Here is a 23,744-nt window from a genome sequence, read left to right on the forward strand (position 1 = left end):
GCGCATCAATTCCGGCTTTTTGGGGTAGTGATAATCTACTTACTTTCGATTTTGAACTGATTTGCCAGAACGGCAAGCATTTTGACTTTTTGCGACATGGCGCCAGTAGACGATGTCAATTTCTCTACCAGCTGCCCATTTTGCTGGGTTACTTGATCAATTTGCATGATCGCCTGATTAACTTGTTCTATTCCGTTCGATTGTTCTTCAGATGACTGAGAAATTTCACCGACGATATCGGAAATCTTTCTGACACTCTCGGTGATCATTTTTAACGAATCAGCCGATTGATTTACCAGCTGAGTACCATTTTCCACTTTGGTAACGCTATCGTTAATCAGCTCCTTGATTTGCTTCGCTGATTCGGCGCTGCGGCCAGCCAGACTGCGTACTTCGTTGGCTACTACCGCAAATCCGCGCCCCTGTTCCCCGGCACGGGCAGCTTCCACTGCCGCATTTAGCGCCAGCAAATTGGTCTGGAATGCAATTTCGTCAATAACATTGGTAATGTCGGCAATTTTCTTGCTGCTTTCGTTAATTTGCGACATCGCTTGCATTGTGCTCGAAACTACAGAGCCACTTTTCTCGGCTTGTTTGCGCGCTTCCTGCACCAGAAGATTGGCTTGTTTAGCGTTACTTGCATTTTGCTGCACGGTAGAAGTGATTTCTTCCATGCTGGATGCCGTTTCTTCAAGACTCGATGCTTGGTTTTCGGTGCGGCTTGATAAATCAACGCTACTACTGGCTAATTCATCTGCAACATCTTCCAGAACGGTAGTAGATTCTTTAACCCGGCCAATCGCGGTGCGAAGTTTTGCATTCAGAAAAATCTGCACATATTCAAGCTGACCGAACTCGTCACTTCTTCCGGTATACACAAAGCGTGCCAATGGATCATTCGCAACTTTCTCGGATTTTTCTGCCAAGTTGCGCAATACGCTTAACATTTGATAGATGACGGCCGTGCTAACCATGCTACCGGCAAGAACACCGGACAAAGCGGAAAGTAATGAAATTTGTTCCGCCACGGCTAGGCCGCTAAAAACAAGCGCAAAAATGCTTGATACGATTAGCGCCATTTTTCCAGTGAAGCTAATAGGAAATCGTGTAAGTTTTACTTTATCAAGCTTAGAGCGCCGTTTATCGTCGGGCGATTTTTTTGCCATAATACTTGCGTACAAAGCTTCCGCGCGCTCAACCCAAACTTTCTCAGGTTTTACCCTGACTGACTGATAACCGACAATATTGCCTTCTTCGTAGAGCGGGCTGGCAAAGGCGTCCACCCAATAGTGATCGCCATTTTTGTTACGGTTTTTAACCATGCCCATCCAGGGATTACCGGCTTTCAACGACTCCCATAACATTGCATACGCTTCCGGCGGCACGTCGGGATGGCGGATGATATTATGATTCTTATGTTCGAGTTCTTCCCACGTATAACCGCTCATCCGGATAAAGTCTTCATTAGCCGAAGTGAGCGCTCCCTTTAAATTTGTCGTAGAAATTATTTCACAATCATTATTCATTCCCATATCACGTTGGGTAACGGGTTCATTAATTCTCATTGCATCCGCTCATTGAAATAAGTAAGAGTTTTCTTACGGATATAATTGATATAACTTTAGCTCGATTTGTTATATCAACAAATATCAGAAAACCACATATTTAACAATGTATTAATACGCCATGATCATTTTATTGAGATTTATTTATATCGCCGGTGAGCGTTGCTGAATATTTTGATTTCAGGAAATCTTAATCGTGCGAATAATGATTAAGCAATGTAGGAAAATTCACCCATGATGAGGAAATTGATGGCAAGCATTTAATACTTAAATAAAATCTTAAATTTAGAACCCCATCATTGCAATTCAGACCTTTCTAACCGGAATCCGCCAAATATAAAAGGCCAATATGCTGCCGATTACAACCAACATTATTTTCTGCCATAGTTCAGGCACAATCAGAATTGAACTGCCAAATGACAATGTCATCAAAAAATATACCCAGCGTTTAACACGCTGCGGAATACTGCGATAGAGCGTCCATTCACGAATGATCGGTCCGGCAATCCGGTTTTCCAGCAATTTACGATGAAAGTGCTCGGAGCCGCGTGCGAAACAGGCCGCCGCCAGTAACACAAACGGCGTCGTTGGTAATACCGGCAAAATTGCCCCTAATACGGCCAGAAATAACGCCACAAAGCCAGCGCCAAGATACATGGCGCGCACCACAGGCGAATCATGCAGGCATAATAAATCGGCTGCTTGTTGCTCCGCTAACGGCTGCTCGTTCCCGCGGGTTTCACGTTGTTCGGGTAAGTGCATATTGGATGTCATAAAGAAAAAAGCTGTTACCGTAAAAATACTGCACACTATGTGCTTTGATCAAACCCTGGTAAAAACGATCCCTTCAAGTAGCCAGTGATAAAAAGAATTGATGTTACCAGTTATAATATGCAAGCGTTAATTGCTAAAATTAGCCGGATTTTATTTATTCTCGAGGAAACCATGCGTACTATTAAAACACTATTTCACTTAAGTTTCGTTCTGCTGGCACTGACACTGCTGCCCCAGACTGTCTTCGCTGCATCGTCCGATGGTCCCGCGTTTCAAAAAATCGATACCAAAACAGGCAACGGCGAAGAAGCGGAAATTGGAAAAACCGTCAGCGTACATTATACCGGCTGGCTCTACGATGAAAGCGCGCCCGACAAAAAAGGCAAGAAATTCGATAGCTCCTATGATCGTAAGGAACATTTTTCTTTCATGCTCGGTGCTGGACGTGTGATCAAAGGCTGGGATCAAGGTGTTCAAGGCATGAAAGTCGGCGGGCAGCGCACTCTCATTATTCCGTCCTCAATGGCTTATGGCTCGCGCGGTGCTGGCAACGTCATTCCCCCGGATGCAACCTTGATATTTGACGTCGAGCTCATCAGTCTGAAAGCAGGCGCGCATCATTAACATAAGCCGCTTATCCGGTTCCGGTAAATTTCGTAAATTGAGCGATCAGATTAATTCTGCAATAGTTTCTGAGCAGCTCAATTTACCCCCGGTTAGAAATTTATATCATCAACACCATATCCATCTAAAATGTTTTGAGCACTTCGCTAACTCGCTGTAGAAATTGACAGGGCATCGCTATGACTCCGACCTCGCAGCAACGTGTTATTCGATACAAACGGCTGGGCATTACCCTCGGCGTGATTGCGGTTCTGATTGCCGTATTCGCTGCGCTTGGCACATATTGGTTGCCCGGCTATGCCAAATCCCAGCTCGAGATCCGCTTGTCAGAAATTCTGCAACGCCCGGTAACGGTTGCATCGATTGAACTAAAACCGAGCACGCTCGAGTTGAACATACAGGGTTTCCGCATTGACGAGAAAACGGATAACGCTGAAGCGAACACGGCTCTTTTTTCCTTCAACACGCTGCACATTGGTCTCAGTTTGGAATCGCTCAAGCAACGCGCTGCTGTGGTTTCGTCCATCACCCTGGCAGAACCGCAACTGCATCTGGTGCGGAAAAGCAAAGATCAGTTGAATATCTCCGATTTGCTGGAACGGTTCAATCAACCGGCGGAACCGGAAGATACTGCAAATAAAACCGTTATTCCTTTTTCAATCAGCAATATCGCTATTCAAGGCGGGCGCGTTGAATTTATCGATCAGCACGAAAATGCCGAGCACAGCATCAGTGAAATCAATTTCAGCATTCCAATCATCGCCAATACCGGCGGTACGCAAAACGACTGGATAGCGCCGCATTTCAGCGCGAAAATTAACGGCGCGCTTTTATCACTGGACGGTAAATTGCGTCCTTTTGCCGCCACTCAGGAAGCAACGCTGACTTTTAAGCTGGATAATGCGGATTTAACCCGCTTTGGCCGCTATGTCACTTTGCCGGAAGGAATTCGTCTGCTTTCCGGTTTTTACGACAGTAACCTGAATCTCTCTTTCACCCAGGAAGCGGATAAAGAACCGCAAATAGAAGTGACCGGCGCTACTTCGCTGCGACAGCTCACCCTTAAGAATAGTGCCGTAGCTGCACCTTATCAGGCGCAATTGAAACATTTGAATATCGCGCTGACCAAAGCCGACCCGACCGGAAAGCAACCTTCGCGGATAAAACTCCATATCGACCAAGCCGCACTGACGCGCGATGGCGAAAAAGAACCGGCGCTATCGCTCGCCAAATTGGCCATTCCTGATATCACCATCAATACCACGGCACAAAAAATTGCCTTGGGCACCATTACACTGGACGGATTTAACACGACATTACGCCGCGATGCGCAGGGAAATCTCGATCTTTCCCGATTGTTTGAATCTTCCGTGAGCGCACCGGCAGAGCGGGTGCTGATTCCGATTCCTGGCAGAAAACCCGCCCGTCCTGCCAACGCTACCCAAACAGCCGGAAAAGAACCGCAGCAGCAGAAACTCGCGCGCGCGGATAATGGCAGCAGCGAGAAAAAATCCTCTGCCGGTAAGCCTTGGGTGCCGCACATCAAAAGCATCCAATTCAAATCGGCCAAGCTGCGCTATGAAGATCTGTCGCTCACGAAAGTCACTCCGATGGTTATCGATTCACTAGATTTGGCGTTGGAAGACATCGATCTTGACGGCGTGGAGCCGCTGCAACTCACGTTACAAGGACAAGTCAACCAACACGGCAGCATCAAAGCCAGCGGCGCGCTGGCTTGGTCACCGCTGTCAGCGGACTTGCTGTTGAATCTCAATGCCGTCGATCTGGTATCGCTGCAAGGCTGGCTGGGCGACAAACTCACCGCGCTGCTCACCAGCGGAGACATTTCTTTCGCGGGAAATTTCAAAGCCAGCGGCGATCCGTTAAAAATTCAATTGAGCGGTGAAGGAAAACTGGGCAATTTCAATATCTTCGATAGCAAAAATGCCTATGATTTACTGCGTTGGAAAAAACTGGAAATCGGCCGCCTCAACTACACCAATGATCCGCTGCTGGTGGATATCAACACACTGTATTTGAGCGATTTCTTTGCGCGCATGATCATCCAGCCGGATGGCACGCTCAATCTGAAACAAATCATTCAAACCGGAAAACCGTCGGAACCGGTCGCCTCGATTACCGCAGCGGCATCCAAGGATCTTGGCGCAACCGGGGCAAAAAGCGAAACACCGGTGCATATCGGCAAGATTTACCTGCAACAAGGCAACATCGATTTCAACGACCGGTTTATTAAACCGAATTACCGCGCCAAGCTGACTGCGCTTACCGGCCAGATTGGTCCGCTCTATCCGGGTAAATCAGGAAAAGTCGATATTCGCGGCATGGTCAGCAAGACCGCGCCTTTACATATCCAAGGAACCGTCGATCCGTTCAGCGCCGAATTGCCGCTGGATATCGTTGCGCAGGTTAAAGGTATCGATCTGCCGCCATTTAGCCCTTATTCGGGAAAATATATCGGTTATGAAATCGAGAAGGGAAAACTGTCGGCTGACGTCAATTATCAGATCGAGAATGGGGCATTGACAGCGGATAACAAGATCTTTCTCGATCAATTCACCCTCGGCGAGAAAGTCGAAAGTGAAAATGCAGTATCGCTCCCGCTCGATCTCGCCATCTCGCTGCTTAAGAATCGCCGCGGGGAAATCAATCTTCATTTGCCGCTCAAGGGCTCCATCGACGATCCCGACTTCAATCTGGGCGACATTGTCTTTTCAGCGTTTATCAACATGATCTCCAAGGCTATCACTTCGCCTTTCGCATTGCTTGGTTCGGTGTTTGAAGGTGGTGAAGAATTATCCGAGATTTCCTTTACACCCGGTTTCGCGGATATCGAGACCGAATCCGCGCAGCGCCTGGAAACCTTGGCCGGGATTTTAAAAGACCGCTCATCGCTGCAACTGGAAATTTCCGGCCGTGTCGATCCGGATGCGGATCACGAAGGACTCAAGCTGGCCATGTTGCAAAACAAAGTCAAAGCGCAGAAATTGGCCGAGGATACCAAAAAAGGCATCGCCAGCGGCGCCATCGCGGATATCAAATTGACTCCGCAGGATTACAACAAATACCTTGAAATTGTCTACAAAAAAGAATCTTTCGACAAACCCAAGAACGCCATCGGATTGGCCAAGAGCCTTCCCAGCGCTGAAATGGAACAACTCATTCTGAACCATCTCACAGTTACCGATAGCGACTTGCAAGCGCTGGCAGAAAACCGCGCCACCGCTGCGCGCAACTGGCTGGTCGAGAATGGCGAGATTTCCAGTGAGCGCATTTTTGTCGTCGGTATCCATGAAACCGGCGAGGGTGCTGAAAAGAAAGGCAGCAAGGCTGAGTTTTCATTGAAATAAGCGTTCGCGCAATGTCCATACAACCGCATCCGATTAACCCGCTTTGATAACCATCACTTATTCTGACCCAATGAAAAACCTGATCCCGCTATTTTTTGCAAAACTGTCCGGTCCATTGCTCATCCTCACGCTGGGCTTGCTGATCACAACGCCATCCCAATCCGCCGGAACACTCAGTATCAATCCGCAAGATGCTCCTGACGCCTGCAATGCACGCACCGCCCAAGTCAGGGTGACGGTAAAAAATGTAATAGCCGGTGGTGCTTTAAACATCGAGTTGTACGATGACCCGGATCATTTTCTCTCCAAAAAAGGGCGCAAACGCAAAGTGCGCATTCCGGCAGCCGCAGGGCAGCAAACCGCTTGCATCAATCTTAAACAGGCCGGCACTTATGCCGTGGCGGTTTATCAGGACTTGGACGGTGACCGGAAATTAAAAAAGAACTGGAATTTGTTACCGCTCGAACCTTTTGGTTTATCGAACAATCCTGAGCAACCTGCCGGTTTTCCCAGATTCAGCGATTCCGCATTTACCACCGGCAAGCTCGGCGCGGATATCGTGATCAAGCTGCAGCAGCCTTAGTGCGCGTGTCATGCCGCGTATGCTGCTCAATCTGCTGATCGCGCTGGTTGTCGCGTATGTAGTGATTGTTTTGCTGGTGTATTTTGGTCAATCCCGCCTGGTTTATTTCCCGGAAAAACAGCTCGGTAATACCCCCGGCGCAGTCGGGCTGGATTACAGCGCCGTCAACATCCCAACCAGCGACGGCGAAACATTGCAGGGCTGGTGGATGCCCGTGCCGGACGCCAAAGGCACGGTGCTGTTTTTCCACGGCAACGCCGGTAATATCTCGCATCGCATCAATTACCTGACGATGTTCAAGCGGCTGGGTTATAACACACTGTTGTTCGATTATCGCGGTTATGGCCAGAGCAGCGGCACGCCATCGGAATCCGGCACGTATCTGGATGCGCAAGCGGCTTGGCATTATTTGACGGCAACCAAGGGGATTGCGCTTGAACGGATCGTCCTGTTTGGTGAATCGCTCGGCGGCGCGGTAGCAGCGTGGCTGGCAGCCCGAGAAAGACCCGGTTTGCTGGTGTTGGCATCAACCTTTACCTCGGTTCCCGAACTGGCTGGAGAAATTTACCCGTTCCTGCCGGTGCGATGGATCAGCCGCTTTGCATACAACACGCTGGCATCGCTACAGTCGGTATCCTGCCCGGTTTTCATCGCGCACAGCCCGCAGGATGACATTGTTCCATTTCATCATGGTGAGCGGCTGTTCCAAACGGCACCGGAACCGAAGCAATTTCTACCGCTGGAAGGCAGTCATAATACCGGCTTCATTTTTATGCAACCGGCGTGGAAAAGAACCTTGGGCGCTTTTATGGATGAACATTTACGCTAGGGTAGGTGCTCCACTTCCTTAATCTCTTTGATTCCCGCGATCATGATCTTTCTTGCCGCGATTTCCGCGATCATCCTTATCGTGATTCTTGTGATCTCCACGGCCCGGGTGATCGCGATCACCGTGCCGGCCTTGAGAATTTTCCTGCGGATAGCGGCGTGATTCATCGTAGCGGTCGCGGTAACGATCCGAATCGCGCCCCTCATCATGGCGGCCCGGATTATCGTATTGTCTGTTTGGATACATCTGCTGGCTCTGATAATGCGGCAGATAAACATCGTTGTACCAGTTCCGTTGCACAAAATAGACCGGTTGATAGCAGGCATTGTAACGATGACAGTATTTGTCCCACCGTTTGGCATGGCCGGGTGGCACGTACAGATAAACCGGCTGCTGTTGAACCGCGACAGCGGGAGGAATGGCCAAAACAGGGTTCGGATAAATCAATTGCGGCACCGGATAATGATTACCCAAGGTGATCTGACCATAAAACCCGGGCTGGCCGATGCTGATGGTAACCCCGACATCACTTGCCAATACCGGTACCGGAATAACTGAAATCATTACTGCCAGTAAAAAATTTCGCATCTGCATACCTCTTAGTCATGATTGAAATGGAAGCGACCCTTTTACCGTCCAGCTTATCAGGAAACACTTTTGACTGAATAGTACTGCACTCGCCGTAAAAAAGTAAAAAATAAATCAATGCCTAAAAACGATTCGCTTCACCTATAATCATCACCGGCAAATTGCTCTGTTTTTCCGTAACGTACGATTCCGGAGCCGAAAATTTCTGATATTGAACACAATATTTATGACCTGGCGGTAAAAACAGGGCAGAACCTCGCTCAACGCGGCTGGATTCTGGTAACCGCTGAATCCTGCACCGGCGGCTGGGTAGGGCAAGCGGTCACGGTGGTGTCCGGCAGCTCGGCTTGGTATGAACGCGGATATATCACCTACAGCAATACCGCCAAATGCGAAATGCTGGGCGTACAACAAACCACTTTGGATCAATACGGCGCGGTATCCCCGCAAACCGCGCAGGAAATGGCCATCGGCGCGCTCAACCGCAGTCATGCACAGATCAGTGTAGCGATTACTGGAATTGCCGGGCCGGACGGCGGCACAGCCATCAAACCGGTCGGCATGGTGTGCTTCGCCTGGGCGGCTCAGGATGGCTTAGTACAACAAGAAACGTGTTATTTTAGCGGCGACCGCGAAGCCGTCCGGCGTCAGGCTGTGGCTACAGCGTTACAGGGTATCTTGCGGATATTGGACAATGCAACGGCTGTAGCCTGAGACAGTAAACGGTTGCGATCAGTGATCGTCCGATTGTAGACTGGTTTGCGTAATAATGCGGTCGCAATAGGCGATGGCAAGCGCCGAAAACAAAAACGCCATATGAATACCGGTTTGCGCCAGCAGCGTTTTTTCGTCGTACGCGCTGGCATTGATGAACGTTTTCAGCAAATGAATCGACGAAATGCCGATGATCGCCGTGGCCAGTTTCACTTTCAACACCGACGCATTGACATGCGACAACCACTCCGGCTGATCTGGATGTCCTTCCAGATTCATGCGTGAGACGAAAGTCTCATACCCGCCGATAATGACCATGATCAGCAGATTCGAAATCATCACCACATCGATCAAACCGAGTACAACCAGCATGATGGCGGTTTCGGTCAACTTGGCCGGTCTGTCCGCACCCTTGATCGTAACGGTATCGAGGATATGTTCCAGCGCATTTTTGTTTCCCATCACCGCGCCGATCAGATCGGTTAACTCAACCCAAAAGTGAAACACATATACGCACTGCGCCAACACCAATCCCAGATATAAAGGCAGCTGCAACCAACGGGTGAAGAAAAGAAAATGCGCAATGGCGGGAATTCCCCGCGCCGATGTTTTCCGAGTGTTATCTTTTTGTTCCATATCTTCTTATGCTGTAAAAAAATGCCGCAAGAATAGCACAGCGGCGGTTAAAAAAATCCGGCTTTTTTATAGAAATTGTCCTAGGAATTTGGTGTTGCAAGCCCTAAATTTCAATAGCCTGGATGCCAATAGGTAACCAGTTTTACTAGCTGGGTAGTTGGGTGTAATGATCTTGGGAAACGAGAAACCAGGTATTTTCGTTCTAAGGAATGAGAAGTGTGTATCTTCTCATAACATTTCCTCCAGAGCCGCTGATGCCTGCTTCGCAACCTCCTCGCACAGAGTATCGATACCCGCAGGGCATTTGCTCTCCGCATTCGATAGCGCTTGTTCAAGTTCTATGGGATCGGTAGTGGCATTGATATGCCGAAAAACAAAAACCCGAAATTCAGGGTCGCGTGATGCGAGAGTATATAAAGTCTTGATATCCTCCCATTGGGTTGCGAATGCCCGGACGATAACATCCGAATACCCCTGGGCATACATTCCGTCATCTGGAAAACACGGAAGATTGACTCTGTACACACTATAAATCGTTTCCCAGTCGTTCATCGTGGAAAGCTGACTGACAAATTCCTCATCCGAGGCCCGGCAGTCACTTGCACTTTCTTGTGCAATAGCGATATTCGCTACCAACAGAGCAGGAAAGATTAATTTAATCAAAAGATATCGCCACATAGTTATTTTCTAGTTAACGTAGGATGTGCCGACCGAAGGAGGCGCATCGAACAAATCACTCAAGCCCTTCAATATCATAACCTTCGTGATCCCCCCAATGCTCGGGATAGACACCTTGTTCAACATAACGATGAAAACTGGAATAAGGCCAATCGCTGACGCTTTTTGCCCAGCCATGCTTCACAGGATTCCAATGAATATAATCGACGTGCCGGTTAAAATCATTTTGGTCACGTAAAAGATGTTCCCAGAATCGGCGTTGCCATATTCCTCTTTCCCGGCGGGATTTCCGGCTGACGGAAATTCTCTCTCCTGTGGCGATGTGACGGGAAAAATAGCCTTTCAACAGATTCCACCGGGTTGAAAAATCCACATCGTCCTGCGGCAGCGTCCAGATACAGTGTAAGTGATCCGGTAAAATAACGACGGCATCCATGCGAAAAGGGTGGCGCTGTTTGGTATATTCAAATGCGCCACGCAGTAAATCGATTTTTTCGGCTAACAGGCGGTTGTTCTTGTGCTCGGCAAGATTGACCGTAAAAAACCAACAGCCTCCAAGGACATAGGCGCGCCGGTATTCCGTCATTGCGTTTGTTTTCCTGTTCTGAAACGTTTCTTGATCGATGCGCCTCCTTGCAGTCGGCACATCCTACTGGGCTATGTGGTTAATTCTTCTAACGTTCGGCATGCAGCCGCGCCGCTCGTCGGCGTCGGCTGCATGCCGCTGTTAGGCCTTCTTCTCGTGCTCTGCACTGGCGAGCGCTTTACCACTGTATTTGGATTTCAAGTCGTCAAGATAAGGCCGCGCAACCTTTTCCTTGAATCCGCTCAGCGAAGTAAGCGCCTGAATCGCGACGGGCCGCAAGATCTCATGTTTGATACCCAATGCCCAAATAGCGGCAATCGCCGCGTCCTGGGCCGCGACGCCTACAGGGTGTGAAATTACCGAACTCTCAAGTGCTGGACGTAGAGTGGCTACAGTAAGCCCGAGTTCTTTCATGGTTTCAGGTGACAAAACTTTCTCGATCACCTTCTCGGACAACTGCGTTTGGCCCCGCGCATGGGCGATGTTCATGATTTCGGTGAATAGCTTGAGCAACTTCACGTCGGCCTCAAGCTCCGTGCTCTTAGCGAGGCGTGTTTCGGCTTGAACTTTGAGTCGATACTCACGCAACGACATCCAGCCACCCACCGAGGCGGTTATTAGAGTTACAAACGTCGAGACTGGAACCAACCAATCCTTCAGCGCAGAAAGGTCCACATTCATCCCCAAAGGCCTAACTAGAATTATACGTCCGAAATGACGCAATATCTTACATGAAAAATAAAATCCAATTCGGTTGTCAATGACACCGAAATTTTCATTAGCGACAATAAAAAACCCGGAAACACCAGTCCCCGGGTTTTTATTTTAACAACAACTACAATTACAGAATTACAGCTTCGCCAGCACTTCCGCGACCGTTTGTCCCATCAGCGATGGAGTAGGGCAGATGGTGACGCCGAGTTCTTTCAGCATCGCGACTTTTTCGGCGGCGCTTTCACCGGCGGACGAGATAATCGCACCGGCGTGGCCCATGCGGCGGCCTTCCGGTGCTGTTAAGCCAGCGATGTAAGCGACCAGCGGCTTACTCATGTTTTCCTTGGCAAATCGACCAGCTTCGACTTCTTGCGGGCCGCCGATTTCGCCGATCATCAACGCTACTTTGGTTTCCGGGTCTTGTTCGAGCCGCTCCAGAATGTCGCGGTGCGAGCTGCCGGGAATCGGGTCTCCGCCGATACCAACCGAGGTGGAAATGCCAATGCCGAGTGCGCGCATTTGGTCGGCAGCTTCATAGCCCAAGGTGCCGGAGCGGCCCACTACGCCAATATTGCCGCGAATGTAAATATGGCCGGGCATAATGCCAAGCATGGCGCGGCCCGGGCTGATGGTTCCGGCACAGTTCGGGCCGGTCAGCAGCATGCGGTCTTCTTTCGGGAAACGGCGCAGGAAATTCTTCACCGTCATCATGTCTTGCGTCGGGATACCATCGGTGATCGAGACACAGTATTTGATCCCGGCGTCGGCGGCTTCCATGATCGAATCCGCCGCAAATGCGGGCGGCACGAACACGATGCTGGCTTCCGCACCGGCTTGCTCGACCGCTTCCTTAACCGTATTGAATACCGGCAACCCCAGATGCGTTTGTCCGCCTTTACCGGGCGTGACACCGCCGACCACGTTGGAGCCGTAGTCGATCATTTCTTGCGCGTGAAAAGTACCGATTCTGCCGGTAAAACCTTGCACGATGATGCGTGTTTTTTCGTTGATTAATATGGCCACTTTATACTCCTAGGCTTTTGCGGCGACTTCGTTGCGGGCGCGGACGACTTTTTCCGCGGCTTCCGCTAACGTTTCGGCGGTGATGATCGGCAGGCCGCTGTTCGCAATGATGCGGCGGCCTTCTTCTACGTTGGTACCGGACAAGCGAACCACCAGTGGGATTTTCATATTGATGTTTCTGACGGCTTGCACCACGCCTTCGGCGATCCAGTCGCAGCGGTTAATCCCGGCGAAAATATTCACCAGCATCGCTTTGACGTTGGCATCGGCAAGCACCAGACGGAATGCTTTCTCGGTGCGCTCGGCGGATGCGCCGCCGCCGACATCGAGGAAGTTGGCGGGTTCGCCACCGGCCAGTTTGATCATATCCATCGTCGCCATCGCCAGACCGGCGCCGTTGATCATACAGCCGATGTCGCCATCCAGACCGACGTAACTCAAACCGGCTTCAGCCGCTGCGACTTCGCGATGATCGACTTGCGTGTTGTCGCGCAGTTCGGCGATTCTATGGCGGCGGAATAACGCGTTTTCATCAAATTCCATTTTGGCGTCGAGCGCGATGATGTCGTTGTTCGCGGTGACAACCAGCGGATTGATTTCCAGAATATTGGCGTCCAGGTCGCGCAATGCGCGGTAACAGCCTTTGATGGTTTTCACCGCATGATTCAGTTGCGCTGCATCAATACCCAGGGCAAACGCCATTTTGCGCGCTTGAAAGTCCTGCAATCCGACCGCCGGTTCGACATAGATCTTGATAATCGCTTCCGGATTGGTCACGGCGAGTTTTTCGATTTCCATACCACCTTGCGCCGAGCCGATCATGATCACGCGTTCACTGGTGCGGTCGATCATGAACGACAGGTAAATTTCCTTGGCAATTTGTGTTCCGGCTTCGACATACAAGCGGGTACAGACTTTTCCCGCCGGACCGGTTTGGTGCGTTACCAGTTTTTTGCCGAGCAGCGCTTCAGCGGCTTGTTCGACTTCCGCGTGCGTTTTACAGACTTTGATACCGCCCGCCTTACCGCGCGCGCCGGAATGGATCTGTGCTTTGACGACCCAGACATTACCTTCGATTTCGCGGGCGCGTTGCACCGCTTCTTCGACGGTGTAGGCCAGACCGCCTTCCACGATCTTGACGCCGTACTCCGCCAGTATTTCTTTTGCTTGATATTCGTGAATATTCACTTCAATTTCCTCAACAATCGCATTAATACGTTAATTTTTATCGTTTCAAACCATCCGGCCCTAAAGACAAAGGCCGCATTGAGCGGCCTTTATGCATTAACCGTTTTTTGCTGCAATCGCTTCAGCGACTTTCACCACATTATTGGCCATTCTTTCAGAAGCCGCGTCGATTAAGCGGCCATCCAGCGCAGCAGCGCCTTTACCTTGCGCGGCGGCTTCCTTGAGCGCAGCCAAAATACGTTTAGCTTTCTCAATTTCTCGTTCAGGCGGCGTGAACACATCGTTGGCCAGCGGAATCTGTGTCGGATGAATCGCCCATTTGCCTTCGCAACCCAGCGCGGCGGCGCGTTTGGCTGCCAGCACATAACCGTCGGGATCCTTGATGTCACCGAACGGCCCGTCGATCGGACGCAAGCCGTACGCGCGGCAAGCCACGATCATGCGGCTGATGGCGAAATGCCATTGATCGCCGGGATAATCGGGATTCAAGCCGCCGATGTTGGTGGTTCTGGCACGGTTGCTGGCGGCGTAATCAGCCACGCCGAAGTGCAATGCTTCTAATCGTCCGGCTGCACCGTTACGCGCGATGTCTTCCACGTTAGCCATGCCGAGCGCGGTTTCGATCAATGCTTCCAGACCGATGCGGTTTTTCAACCCTTGCTGCATTTCGAGCTGGGTGACCATAGCTTGTACCATATAGATATCCGCATAAACACCGGCTTTGGGAATCAGCAGCGTGTCGATCTTGCTCCCGGCTTGCTCGACCAGATCCACCACGTCGCGCACCATGTATTGTGTATCAAGGCCGTTGATGCGCACGGAAACGGTTATGCCGTGCCCTTTCCAATCCAAATCGTTGAGCGCTTGGATGATGTTCTTGCGCGCCTGAATTTTATCGTCCGGCGCGACGGCATCTTCGAGATCGAGAAAAACGAAGTCAACACCGCTGTTCAGTGCTTTCTCAAACATGCCCGGGCTGGAACCTGGAACGGCCAATTCACAGCGTTGTACCCGCTGAACGGTGGTTTCATAAAGCGTGTGACTCATTTTTCCTCCAGAATTAATAAATTTATAAATAATCAATAAGGCTAATAAGACGAATAGGCCGAATGCATTATCGGGTTTCTTAGTGTCATTTCATCTGAACTGCGCGCAATGGCAGCAATGGATTTAAGACAGACTGTGGTTCGTGATTTAACAACGCAGGCAATCGTGAAGAGATGAATGGATAGAATGTTTTCTGCTTTTTGTTGTAAAGACTAATTATTCAGCAAATTATATCCATTCCGCGAGAATTTATCTACTGATGCCGGAGCTGAACGCAAGCATCCGCTGCAATTGACAGCTTTCGGTAGCGTGCAGCCCATTCGAGCGGAATTGAAGCGGTTTGGCTGTTTTGCTGTGCGGTATAAGCCGCCATGATCGCGCCGAGCATGATGGAACGGCCACAGCTGTCGCCGCCGATGCGGATATTTTCTTCGATGGCCGTGCGGTAATCGGGTGCGTGCTGGACGATATGCGCAATCACCGGCAAGCCTTGCGGCACATGGCAGGCGTTACCGAAACGCTTGGCAACAGCCGCGCAATCCAGCGTTTTTACTTGCAGCGCCTCTTCCAGCAGCGGTCTTAATTTCTCACCGGCATGCGGAAGCGAACTGGCCAGTGCCTGTTGAATTGGCTTGCCGTTCAATACCGCCAGCAAAACGCACCCTGCGTACTGCGCCGCCGCAACGGCGATATCATTGTTATTGGTTAGCCTCACCGCTTGTTCGATTTTCGCGTTGAGCGCATCCTGCGACTCATCATGGGTCGCCACGATTGCCGGTAATGCCGCCAATGCGGCAAATTGATCGTCGTCCGCGCCGGATTGCAACGGAAAATCTTCCGGCTTCAGCGGCAACAGCGTTTGCAGCGTTAGCCGCGTCGGCGAATCGATATAACCTTGATACCCGCCGCCGGGACCGAAATAGCTGCGATATTCGCTCTGGTAATCGACACGATAGAATTTTCCGTGCCGCGCAATATGCCGCAGCATCAGCAAACACAATTCACCATAAGCTGATGAATCGCCCGCTTGCTTCTTGCCATGCGCGAAATAACCGCTAACACCGGCATAGTCGCTGGCATCCGGTTGCAGAAAAACCAGTCCTTTGGTTTTCTCGATCTGGGCGATGCGTTCGGTATCGTACAGCCAATGCAATCCCAACGAAGCCGAATCGGCGACCAAAGCGCCCAGGATAGCCGCAACGCGTGGCTCAAGCATCATGGATGTATTCATGGTACGGCACGGCCTTATTTAATTTCAACTTCGTCCGATATCCGACGCGCTTCGTCCTCCAGCATCACCGGGATGCCGTCCTTGATTTGGAATGCCAGCCGGTCTGGCTTGCAGATCAATTCCTTATCGTCTTTTTTGTAGAGCAGCGGCCCTTTGCACAATGGGCACACCAAAATATCCAATAACCTTGCGTCCATAATTTTCCTTATTCGTTCTTTCTAGAATTTACTGAGAATATCATCCAATTGATCCAGACTGGTATAGTGGATCACGATATTGCCCTGGCCGTTCTTTTTCGGCTTGATCGCCACCTGCGCGCCCAGGCGCTCGGAGACATTCTCCTGCAACCGTAACAAGTCGCGGTCAGGCTTCTGCATTTTTTTCGGTACAGGATGCTCAAGCTGATTGACCAGCCTTTCAGTTTCGCGCACGGACAATTGTTTTTGCGCGATCATATTGGCAATTCTGACTTGCTGCGCAGCATTAAGCGACAGCAGCGCACGGCCATGCCCCATATCGATTTTACCCTGCATCATCAATTCCTGCACCGGTGCGGATAAATTCAGCAAGCGCAGCAAATTGGAAATCGTGCTGCGCGAATTGCCCAGTGCTTCTCCGGCGGTTTGGTGCGTCATGCCGAATTCATTGATCAGGCGCTGAATCCCCATGGCTTCTTCCAGCGGATTCAGGTTTTCACGCTGGATATTCTCGATCAGCGACATCGCCAGCGCCGATTCGTCGGCAACTTTGCGGATCAATACTGGCACTTCGCTCAATCCCGCCAATTGTGCAGCACGCCAGCGGCGTTCTCCGGCAATGATCTCAAAGCGATCCGTGTCAATGGGGCGCGCCAGAATCGGCTGCATGATGCCTTGCGCCTTGATCGATTCGGCCAGTTCCGCCAGTGCCGCTTGATCCATATTGGTCCGAGGCTGGTATTTGCCGGGTTGCAATTTGGATATTCCGATATTCTGCAACGATTCTTCCGCCAGCGCGGCGTTACCGTCGCCCGACAATAAAGCATCCAGTCCGCGCCCCAATCCTTTTTGTTTTGTCATATTACCCATTCCCTTACGTTGCGATCACGCGTTGAGTATTTCCTTAGCCAGCTCCAAATAAGCCTGCGCGCCTTTGGATTGCCCGTCGTGGTACAACACCGGCAGGCCAAAACCGGGCGCTTCGGCCAAGCGCACATTGCGCGGTATCACGGTACGGTAAACCTTGTCGCCGAAATGCTTCTGTAATTGATCGGATACCTGCTGCGCCAGGATATTGCGCGGATCGAACATGGTGCGTAGCAGCCCTTCAATGCGCAACACCGGATTAAAGCTACCGCGCACGCGCTTGATGGTATTGACCAGATCGCTCAAGCCTTCCAGTGCATAATATTCGCACTGCATCGGAATCATCACCGCGTGCGCCGCGCATAAACCGTTAAGCGTCAGCAAATTCAACGCAGGAGGGCAATCGATCAGAATGTAATCGTATTCGTGCTGGATTTCTTGCAATGCGGTTTTGAGCCGCGCTTCCCGTTGCGGAAAATCGACCATTTCGACTTCCGCACCGGCCAGATCGCGATTGGCGGGAATCAGGTCGTATTTTCCTTGCGTGCCGCTCACCAGCGCTTGTTGTATTTCCGCATGACCGAGCAACACGTGATACACCGTGGTTTTCACCGTCTGTTTGTTCGTGCCGCTGCCCATTGTGGCATTTCCTTGCGGATCGAGATCGACCAGCAGCACGCATTTATCGGCAGCCGCGAGACTTGCCGCCAGATTGACGCTGGTGGTGGTTTTGCCGACACCGCCTTTTTGATTGGTAATGGCTAGAATTTTCGTCACGGGCCTGATTCCTGCATTCGTGAAGCTGAATCAAAATTACTTTTTTTGATAATGATCAACTGCCTGGCGGCATCCAATCCGGGCACTGTCAGCGCAACAATCTTTTCGATGCCAAAGGGAGCACGGATCTGTTTCAGTTCATTTTCAGCGCAATTCGCCTTCATTGCGACCCAGCGGCAATTGGCGGCATTTTCCGCAGGCAAATGCCGGGTTAATGCGATAAATTCACCTAATTCCGAAAATGCGCGCGTAATAACGGTATCCACCTTGCCAGACAGCCGGACATCCTCGACGCGCAACGCCATGATTTCCACGTTCTGCAATGCCAGTTCAATTTTAACTTGCCGCAAAAAAGCCACTTTCTTCTGATTGCTTTCCACCAAGGTCACTTGCCAATCTGGCCTTGCCAGCGCGGCCGGAATGCCCGGCAAGCCTGCACCGGTGCCAACATCGATAATGTGCGGTCCCTGAATATGCGGCAACACCGCCAAGCTATCCAGCACATGCTGCACCAGCATGTCATGCGGATTGCGGATCGCGGTCAAATTATGGATTTTGTTCCATTTTTCGATCAGTAATAAATAATGCGCGATGCTTCCGGCAAGCTGTTCTTGCGCTGCGGTAAAATCCGCATCGAGCGCTTGCAAGCCGTGCGTAATCTGCGGCAGCAAGGTCATGCGCTTTGTTTTTTGTCATTGACTGCAAAGCCGCGTTTCAAATGCACCAGCAATAACGAAATCGCCGCCGGTGTGACGCCGGAAATGCGCGACGCCTGGCCGATGGTTTCCGGTTTGTGTTGATTCAGTTTCTGCTGCACTTCGTTGGATAACCCCTTGACCACGCCATAGTCAATTTCCTTCGGCAGCAAGGTATTTTCATATTGCGCCTGGCGCGACACCTCTTCCTTCTGGCGCTGGATATAACCATGATATTTAGCTTGGATTTCAACCTGCTCGGCGACTTGCGCGCTCACAACTGGCTCGCCCGCGCCGGGCAAGGTCATCAATGTCTCATACGTCACATCGGGGCGCTTTAGCAATTCGGTCAACGTGTATTCGCGCTCAATGCCTTTACCGAGCACACGAAGAGCATCCTGCTCCGGCAATGTACCGGGCAACACGCGAATCGAATCGAGCCGCTGCTGTTCCTTGATGATCGCCTCCTGTTTATTGGAAAATGCTTCCCAGCGTTGATCGTCAATCAGACCCAACTTCCGCCCGGTCTCGGTCAAGCGCAAATCGGCATTGTCCTCGCGCAATTGCAAGCGGTATTCGGCGCGGCTGGTGAACATCCGATACGGCTCGGTCACGCCGGAAGTCACCAAATCATCGACCAGCACGCCCAGATACGCCTCGTGGCGTTGCGGCAACCAGGCCTCCTTCTCTTGAACTTTCAACGCGGCGTTAACGCCCGCCAGCAGCCCTTGCGCGGCGGCCTCTTCATAACCGGTCGTACCGTTGATTTGCCCGGCGAAGAACAAATTCCCAATGGTTTTGGTTTCGAGCGAACGCTTCAAATTGCGCGGATCGAAATAATCGTATTCGATGGCATAGCCGGGTCGCGTGATATGCGCATTTTCCAGACCGGCAATCGAATGTATCAGTTTGACCTGCACATCGAACGACAGACTGGTTGAAATGCCATTCGGGTATATTTCATGCGTACCCAAACCTTCCGGTTCAAGAAAAATCTGATGCGATTCGCGCGCGGAAAAACGCACCACCTTATCTTCAATAGAAGGACAGTAACGCGGCCCGACACCTTCGATTTTTCCGGTAAACAGCGGTGAATCGACCAAGCCGTCGCGGATAATGTCGTGCGTCTCACTATTGGTATGCGTGATCCAGCAGGAAATCTGGCGCGGATGTTGAATGCTGGTATCGATCAGCGAAAATGACGGCGCCGGTTGATCACCGGGCTGCTCTAGCAGTTTGGCATAATCCATGCTGCGCCCGTCGATGCGCGGCGGCGTACCGGTTTTCAGCCGCCCTGCCGGAAATTCCATTTCACGCAAGCGTTGCGCTAACGTGATTGATGGCGGATCGCCCGCCCGGCCCGCTTTGAAATGGGTTTTGCCGATATGCGCCAGTCCAGCCAGGAATGTGCCGACCGTCAAAATCACCGCGCGCGCCCGTATCTTGAGCTGCAACTGCGTGATCACACCGACCACGCGATCCTGCTCGATAATCAAATCGTCGACCGCTTGCTGCATGACCTGCAAATTCGACTGATTCTCCACACGGCTGCGGATCGCTTGCTTATACAACACACGATCGGCTTGCGCGCGCGTCGCCCTGACCGCCGGACCTTTACTCGAATTCAACACACGAAACTGAATCCCTGCCTCATCCGCCGCCAATCCCATCGCACCGCCCAACGCATCGATCTCCTTCACCAGATGACTCTTGCCGATGCCGCCGATCGACGGATTGCACGACATCTGCCCGATGGTTTCGATATTATGTGTCAGCAACAACGTCTTGCACCCCATACGCGCCGCCGCTAGCGCAGCTTCCGTTCCGGCATGCCCGCCACCGACCACAATAATGTCAAAATCCATGTGATTACTCATAGTGTTAGATGATTGATAATTCAGACAGCACAAGAAGAATTTAATCGATTGGTTTCACGTGAAACCCATTGTAAGCTAAAAAGGTGAAATTTTGGCGGGCAATTATAGGTGGAGTAGAAGTTCAAGAGCAAGCTAATTTCCTCCACTCCCACAAGATAACAAGTGTTTTCGAGATAGCGCTACTATGATGCAATAATGCATCAATAGTATGATTAACTCACTCAGCATTCGAATATCAGCATGGCAACCATACGAAAAACGATTACGCTAACAGACAAGCAAGATCAATGGATCAAAACACAAATTGCCGCCGGCGGCTTTACCAATGACAGCGAATATATTCGCGATCTCTTACGCCGAGACCAGGAACAAAATGCTCAGTTTTTAGCATTAAAAAAGCCATTCAGGAAGGATTGGAAAGTGGTGTAAGTAATAAGACAGTAGGCGAGATTTGGGAAGAAGCCGAGCAGCGCTCTAAAAATAAGCGTGGCTAAATTCCTGTTAACCAATCGGGCTGCTATCGACTTGTCCGATATTGCCGATTTCACCATTCGGACTTTCGGCATCGAACAAGCCAGGGTTTATCGCGATGGAATTAATCATTGCTTTGAAATTCTGGCTGAAAACACTCAAATTAGGCCGCAATGCTACCGAGTTCGCACTCAATCCTGAAACGATTCGAGTATCAATCCCATGTCGCGTTTTATATCCCCAAAGAATCGCATCTTTTGATCGTGCGTATTTTGCACCAGCGCATGGATTTTTGGCGGCATTTGCCGGAATCTTTAATAAAATAGCGACTCATGTGCGGTCTTCTCGCTTCTCGACTGCTATCCCCTATGGTCAGTCACAAGCATTAATTCCAACCACATCGTAACCGGCTTGCCGAAGACAAATCGATTGAATGAGAGTTAGTCGTTGTATCTAATTTGGGTGACATAGAGCCACTGCATTGCCTAACCACAAGGTAATATCTAAAGCAACCGGGATCTGAGAATGTGGCAGCTTCCCATACGCAACGCATGTATAGAAAAGTGCAAGGATTAAACGAGGGATATTGCACTGACACCACTAAATTCATAAAAACCGAGGCGACCTCAACTCAACTGGTTTATCTCTTGGACTGAGATAATGGCCTCGGGAGGACTCGGCTCGGATATCACTACATAGATAGAAAGATGCCGACGATTCAGGGCGGAAGTATTCTTCACTACCCTTCATGAGCTTCTTAATACCTTTAGCCGCCGCATAGCGCACATAGTGATTCTCGCGATGGGGATGCGAGAAATGCGATTCGTCAAAGAACACATCGCATTCAGCACAGTAATAGCGATCGAGCTCGTAGCGATCGCCATGGATGTAATAGCGTTTCTTGTCGTGTGCTGTCATGCCTTCCTCCTTGGGCGCTAACGTTCGAGCTAAGCTGCCCGCGGAGGCTTGAGCGAGGGGTTAGGCCTCGCGATAGAACACACCGTATGCGACTTCTTTCTCAAGATGCTCCGCCCATCCGGTGTTGCTAATGTAGATTGATTGATTACTGCTAAACCCTTGAGTCTTCTTCTTGTTCACCATCAGATCATTCCAGTTGCTGTAGATCAACAAGCCCTCAATCTTGCCGATCAAACTAGAAGTAACTCTCGTGCCTTTGGGAAATGTTGGGGTGCCAAGCGTGATACTGAAGTCTTGCCCCTTATTTTTCTTCTTTAGTAGCTTCAGCCGTTCCTGATGATCAACCTGCTGATTGCGTTTCGCGGCGCTCTGCGCGTGCGTCATTCCGATATAGAAGGGCCACCACTCGCGATCAACGCGTCCGACGATTGAGTAGAAGTAGGCGGTGTCGTCTTCGTCAAGGCCGCCAGAGAACAATAAGTCGTGTGGTGCTGGCTTGGTCCAAGTGATTGTCACATTTACTTTAATCTCGTCTGGCCATGCCAGGTGGAACTCGTCCTCTTTCAAGTCGGAATCTCCTTCTTTGTGTGAAGCCGCGGGGCTCTTGATTGCGAGGCCTAACGTAGCAGTGAGCGGCCTGCGCGGCTTTTTGCGCAGTGCCGGGTTATGCCTCGGTCTTAGCATCATCCAGCGTTGATGGTTTATCAATGGTGCGAATGTCGTTGTAACGAATTCGACCGTCTGGAAGCTTTTCGATAACTCGCGCGATGCGGGCGTTAGCTTTCTTTTCAACGAAAAACAATCCGAGCGATTCCAGATATGTCTCGTCGTTTGCCTTTGGAATAAGCGCTAGTAGTTCACGTCCTACCATCGTGAACTTCCACATCGGAAGTTGAATCTCACTCTTGTTCTCTCCCCGACTGACTAACAACATTAGATCGCCCGCGACAAACACTTCTTCCTGAGTCGAGTCTTCACGGAATAGTCTCAGGTTCAGATCTGTCGGGTACATCGCTCCCATTTCGCTTACGGAAAAGTGATGCCCAGGATAGATTTTCAAATGTTCTTGAAGCCAATTCTGGTCATGAGTTGCAATGAACGTTGTGGCCCCATACTGGAGCGAAATCTTGCCCACATGTTCTAACGCAGCAGCATCTGATTTTGTTACGTTCCTCATGAATTCGAGTGTCTTTAACGAATAACTTCCTGGCTTCTTGATTTCTCCAGCAAGAACCCGGCCCCAAAGGTCTTGCATCTGCTCAGAGGATATGTCTTGCGCTGAACTGAAGAATCGAGTGATCCAATCCTCGTCAGGTTTTTCGCCAGAGATGTCGTCAATCTGTGAAAGTTCGGCAGCAGCTACAGACGTAATGCCTTCAATATTCTGTTGTCGCTTCCGTTCCTGATAATCAAGGCGCAGTGCAGTTCGCTCTTCGGGGGGCAGGGCATCTAAAGCCAACGTTCGATCTTCTGGCTTCTGCCAAACCTCAATTACGCCTTCCTTGTAAATAACCGGAAGACGATGTTGTTCTGCAACCTCTTTAAGGGCTGCGGATATGACGCGAATTTCATGTGCTTTAGCTTCTGAGTCTTTCTTTGCGAGATATGGCCGTGACACCGCGCCGATGCCAGCTGAGATTACTTAGATCAGACGCGTTAATGGTTTGCTGAGGCCAACCAAGTCCTTAATTTCGATCATGCCGACCCTCCATGCGAGGTCATGAAGTTGCGTAGGGCATAACTAGAATTAGACGTTCGAAATGACGCAATATAATGCGTCAAAGGTAAAATTAA

General features: G+C 50.5%; 26 protein-coding genes. 7 read left to right on the plus strand and 19 right to left on the minus strand.

What is annotated here, in order from left to right:
- Positions 1-35: 35 nt before the first annotated feature.
- Together DU481_RS01825 and DU481_RS01830 are read right to left on the minus strand one after the other, a co-directional pair.
- Complete coding sequence (locus DU481_RS01825; RefSeq protein WP_350131831.1) at positions 36-1,565, minus strand: methyl-accepting chemotaxis protein; 1,530 nt, start codon at positions 1,563-1,565, stop codon at positions 36-38.
- A 306-nt stretch (positions 1,566-1,871) separates the two neighbouring features.
- Positions 1,872-2,339, minus strand: a complete 468-nt coding sequence (locus DU481_RS01830; RefSeq protein WP_350131834.1) for a YbaN family protein — start codon at positions 2,337-2,339, stop codon at positions 1,872-1,874.
- A 171-nt stretch (positions 2,340-2,510) separates the two neighbouring features.
- On the opposite strand from DU481_RS01830, the gene DU481_RS01835 reads away from it, so the two are divergent.
- The 4 genes from DU481_RS01835 (at position 2,511) to DU481_RS01850 (ending at position 7,743) form a co-directional block, all read left to right on the plus strand.
- Complete coding sequence (locus DU481_RS01835; protein ID WP_350131837.1) at positions 2,511-2,963, plus strand: FKBP-type peptidyl-prolyl cis-trans isomerase; 453 nt, start codon at positions 2,511-2,513, stop codon at positions 2,961-2,963.
- A gap of 179 nt (positions 2,964-3,142) precedes the next feature.
- On the plus strand, positions 3,143-6,331 hold the full coding sequence (locus DU481_RS01840; RefSeq protein WP_350131840.1) for a DUF748 domain-containing protein: 3,189 nt from the start codon (positions 3,143-3,145) through the stop codon (positions 6,329-6,331).
- A 70-nt stretch (positions 6,332-6,401) separates the two neighbouring features.
- Complete coding sequence (locus DU481_RS01845; RefSeq protein WP_350131843.1) at positions 6,402-6,914, plus strand: DUF2141 domain-containing protein; 513 nt, start codon at positions 6,402-6,404, stop codon at positions 6,912-6,914.
- Positions 6,915-6,924: 10 nt separating this feature from the next.
- Positions 6,925-7,743: an alpha/beta hydrolase gene (locus DU481_RS01850; protein WP_350131846.1), complete on the plus strand. Its 819-nt coding sequence runs from the start codon at positions 6,925-6,927 to the stop codon at positions 7,741-7,743.
- 18 nt (positions 7,744-7,761) lie between these two features.
- Here DU481_RS01850 and DU481_RS01855 read toward each other — a convergent pair whose 3' ends face one another.
- The gene (locus tag DU481_RS01855; protein WP_350131849.1) at positions 7,762-8,331 is read right to left on the minus strand and encodes a hypothetical protein; all 570 of its coding nucleotides are present in this window, start codon (positions 8,329-8,331) and stop codon (positions 7,762-7,764) included.
- Between the two features lie 231 nt (positions 8,332-8,562).
- Here DU481_RS01855 and DU481_RS01860 point away from each other — a divergent pair, with 231 nt between their 5' ends.
- A complete protein-coding gene (locus tag DU481_RS01860) occupies positions 8,563-9,045 on the plus strand; it encodes a CinA family protein (RefSeq protein WP_350131924.1) in 483 nt (160 codons plus the stop codon).
- An 18-nt stretch (positions 9,046-9,063) separates the two neighbouring features.
- Here the strand turns inward: DU481_RS01860 and DU481_RS01865 are convergent, their stop codons facing one another.
- From DU481_RS01865 to mnmG, 13 genes are all read right to left on the minus strand, one after another.
- Complete coding sequence (locus DU481_RS01865) at positions 9,064-9,681, minus strand: YqhA family protein (RefSeq protein ID WP_350131852.1); 618 nt, start codon at positions 9,679-9,681, stop codon at positions 9,064-9,066.
- A gap of 228 nt (positions 9,682-9,909) precedes the next feature.
- Positions 9,910-10,344, minus strand: coding sequence for a hypothetical protein (locus DU481_RS01870; protein WP_350131854.1), 435 nt, complete (start codon positions 10,342-10,344; stop codon positions 9,910-9,912).
- A 70-nt stretch (positions 10,345-10,414) separates the two neighbouring features.
- On the minus strand, positions 10,415-10,945 hold the full coding sequence (locus DU481_RS01875) for an REP-associated tyrosine transposase (protein ID WP_350131857.1): 531 nt from the start codon (positions 10,943-10,945) through the stop codon (positions 10,415-10,417).
- Positions 10,946-11,086: 141 nt separating this feature from the next.
- Complete coding sequence (locus DU481_RS01880; RefSeq protein WP_350131860.1) at positions 11,087-11,626, minus strand: hypothetical protein; 540 nt, start codon at positions 11,624-11,626, stop codon at positions 11,087-11,089.
- 168 nt (positions 11,627-11,794) lie between these two features.
- Positions 11,795-12,682 carry a succinate--CoA ligase subunit alpha gene (gene sucD / locus DU481_RS01885; RefSeq protein ID WP_090314913.1) on the minus strand — a complete coding sequence of 296 codons (888 nt, stop codon included), beginning with the start codon at positions 12,680-12,682 and terminating at the stop codon, positions 11,795-11,797.
- A gap of 9 nt (positions 12,683-12,691) precedes the next feature.
- Entirely contained in the window at positions 12,692-13,870 is a 1,179-nt protein-coding gene (locus DU481_RS01890; RefSeq protein ID WP_317531994.1) for a malate--CoA ligase subunit beta, read from the minus strand.
- A 96-nt stretch (positions 13,871-13,966) separates the two neighbouring features.
- Complete coding sequence (locus DU481_RS01895; protein WP_090314917.1) at positions 13,967-14,917, minus strand: HpcH/HpaI aldolase/citrate lyase family protein; 951 nt, start codon at positions 14,915-14,917, stop codon at positions 13,967-13,969.
- 253 nt (positions 14,918-15,170) lie between these two features.
- Positions 15,171-16,136 carry an ADP-ribosylglycohydrolase family protein gene (locus tag DU481_RS01900; protein WP_350131863.1) on the minus strand — a complete coding sequence of 322 codons (966 nt, stop codon included), beginning with the start codon at positions 16,134-16,136 and terminating at the stop codon, positions 15,171-15,173.
- Positions 16,137-16,162: 26 nt separating this feature from the next.
- Positions 16,163-16,345: a Trm112 family protein gene (locus DU481_RS01905; RefSeq protein WP_350131866.1), complete on the minus strand. Its 183-nt coding sequence runs from the start codon at positions 16,343-16,345 to the stop codon at positions 16,163-16,165.
- Positions 16,346-16,366: 21 nt separating this feature from the next.
- The gene (locus DU481_RS01910; protein ID WP_350131869.1) at positions 16,367-17,206 is read right to left on the minus strand and encodes a ParB/RepB/Spo0J family partition protein; all 840 of its coding nucleotides are present in this window, start codon (positions 17,204-17,206) and stop codon (positions 16,367-16,369) included.
- A 24-nt stretch (positions 17,207-17,230) separates the two neighbouring features.
- Positions 17,231-17,989 carry a ParA family protein gene (locus tag DU481_RS01915; protein WP_090314935.1) on the minus strand — a complete coding sequence of 253 codons (759 nt, stop codon included), beginning with the start codon at positions 17,987-17,989 and terminating at the stop codon, positions 17,231-17,233.
- Positions 17,986-18,666, minus strand: coding sequence for a 16S rRNA (guanine(527)-N(7))-methyltransferase RsmG (rsmG, locus tag DU481_RS01920; RefSeq protein WP_350131872.1), 681 nt, complete (start codon positions 18,664-18,666; stop codon positions 17,986-17,988). The genes DU481_RS01915 and rsmG overlap by 4 nt, the downstream gene beginning before the upstream one ends.
- Positions 18,663-20,561: a tRNA uridine-5-carboxymethylaminomethyl(34) synthesis enzyme MnmG gene (mnmG, locus tag DU481_RS01925; RefSeq protein WP_502889902.1), complete on the minus strand. Its 1,899-nt coding sequence runs from the start codon at positions 20,559-20,561 to the stop codon at positions 18,663-18,665. Before mnmG ends, rsmG begins: the two co-directional genes overlap by 4 nt.
- Before the next feature lie 240 nt (positions 20,562-20,801).
- Here mnmG and DU481_RS01930 point away from each other — a divergent pair, with 240 nt between their 5' ends.
- On the plus strand, positions 20,802-20,990 hold the full coding sequence (locus tag DU481_RS01930) for a type II toxin-antitoxin system ParD family antitoxin (RefSeq protein ID WP_350131878.1): 189 nt from the start codon (positions 20,802-20,804) through the stop codon (positions 20,988-20,990).
- A gap of 160 nt (positions 20,991-21,150) precedes the next feature.
- Positions 21,151-21,438, plus strand: a complete 288-nt coding sequence (locus DU481_RS01935; RefSeq protein WP_350131881.1) for a hypothetical protein — start codon at positions 21,151-21,153, stop codon at positions 21,436-21,438.
- Positions 21,439-21,638: 200 nt separating this feature from the next.
- Here DU481_RS01935 and DU481_RS01940 read toward each other — a convergent pair whose 3' ends face one another.
- The 3 genes from DU481_RS01940 to DU481_RS01950 form a co-directional block, all read right to left on the minus strand.
- Entirely contained in the window at positions 21,639-21,950 is a 312-nt protein-coding gene (locus DU481_RS01940; protein WP_350131884.1) for a hypothetical protein, read from the minus strand.
- Positions 21,951-22,010: 60 nt separating this feature from the next.
- The gene (locus tag DU481_RS01945) at positions 22,011-22,517 is read right to left on the minus strand and encodes a hypothetical protein (protein ID WP_350131887.1); all 507 of its coding nucleotides are present in this window, start codon (positions 22,515-22,517) and stop codon (positions 22,011-22,013) included.
- Positions 22,518-22,614: 97 nt separating this feature from the next.
- Entirely contained in the window at positions 22,615-23,568 is a 954-nt protein-coding gene (locus tag DU481_RS01950) for a DUF2806 domain-containing protein (protein ID WP_350131890.1), read from the minus strand.
- Between the last annotated feature and the right edge of the window lie 176 nt (positions 23,569-23,744).

It is taken from the genome of Nitrosomonas sp. (genome assembly GCF_040240425.1).
GTDB lineage: Bacteria > Pseudomonadota > Gammaproteobacteria > Burkholderiales > Nitrosomonadaceae > Nitrosomonas.

What these genes read in the sequence shown, in the direction of transcription:
- DU481_RS01865 (WP_350131852.1), bottom strand. Translation starts at nt 9,681, where the DNA reads ATGGAACAAAAAGATAACACTCGGAAAACATCGGCGCGGGGAATTCCC.
- DU481_RS01835 (WP_350131837.1), top strand. Translation starts at nt 2,511, where the DNA reads ATGCGTACTATTAAAACACTATTTCACTTAAGTTTCGTTCTGCTGGCA.
- DU481_RS01840 (WP_350131840.1), top strand. Translation starts at nt 3,143, where the DNA reads ATGACTCCGACCTCGCAGCAACGTGTTATTCGATACAAACGGCTGGGC.
- DU481_RS01895 (WP_090314917.1), bottom strand. Translation starts at nt 14,917, where the DNA reads ATGAGTCACACGCTTTATGAAACCACCGTTCAGCGGGTACAACGCTGT.
- DU481_RS01875 (WP_350131857.1), bottom strand. Translation starts at nt 10,945, where the DNA reads ATGACGGAATACCGGCGCGCCTATGTCCTTGGAGGCTGTTGGTTTTTT.
- DU481_RS01855 (WP_350131849.1), bottom strand. Translation starts at nt 8,331, where the DNA reads ATGCGAAATTTTTTACTGGCAGTAATGATTTCAGTTATTCCGGTACCG.
- DU481_RS01825 (WP_350131831.1), bottom strand. Translation starts at nt 1,565, where the DNA reads ATGAGAATTAATGAACCCGTTACCCAACGTGATATGGGAATGAATAAT.
- DU481_RS01900 (WP_350131863.1), bottom strand. Translation starts at nt 16,136, where the DNA reads ATGATGCTTGAGCCACGCGTTGCGGCTATCCTGGGCGCTTTGGTCGCC.
- DU481_RS01905 (WP_350131866.1), bottom strand. Translation starts at nt 16,345, where the DNA reads ATGGACGCAAGGTTATTGGATATTTTGGTGTGCCCATTGTGCAAAGGG.
- DU481_RS01940 (WP_350131884.1), bottom strand. Translation starts at nt 21,950, where the DNA reads ATGACAGCACACGACAAGAAACGCTATTACATCCATGGCGATCGCTAC.
- DU481_RS01930 (WP_350131878.1), top strand. Translation starts at nt 20,802, where the DNA reads ATGGCAACCATACGAAAAACGATTACGCTAACAGACAAGCAAGATCAA.
- DU481_RS01935 (WP_350131881.1), top strand. Translation starts at nt 21,151, where the DNA reads ATGGAATTAATCATTGCTTTGAAATTCTGGCTGAAAACACTCAAATTA.
- DU481_RS01880 (WP_350131860.1), bottom strand. Translation starts at nt 11,626, where the DNA reads ATGAATGTGGACCTTTCTGCGCTGAAGGATTGGTTGGTTCCAGTCTCG.
- DU481_RS01845 (WP_350131843.1), top strand. Translation starts at nt 6,402, where the DNA reads ATGAAAAACCTGATCCCGCTATTTTTTGCAAAACTGTCCGGTCCATTG.
- DU481_RS01910 (WP_350131869.1), bottom strand. Translation starts at nt 17,206, where the DNA reads ATGACAAAACAAAAAGGATTGGGGCGCGGACTGGATGCTTTATTGTCG.
- DU481_RS01830 (WP_350131834.1), bottom strand. Translation starts at nt 2,339, where the DNA reads ATGACATCCAATATGCACTTACCCGAACAACGTGAAACCCGCGGGAAC.
- mnmG (WP_502889902.1), bottom strand. Translation starts at nt 20,561, where the DNA reads ATGAGTAATCACATGGATTTTGACATTATTGTGGTCGGTGGCGGGCAT.
- DU481_RS01850 (WP_350131846.1), top strand. Translation starts at nt 6,925, where the DNA reads ATGCCGCGTATGCTGCTCAATCTGCTGATCGCGCTGGTTGTCGCGTAT.
- rsmG (WP_350131872.1), bottom strand. Translation starts at nt 18,666, where the DNA reads ATGACCTTGCTGCCGCAGATTACGCACGGCTTGCAAGCGCTCGATGCG.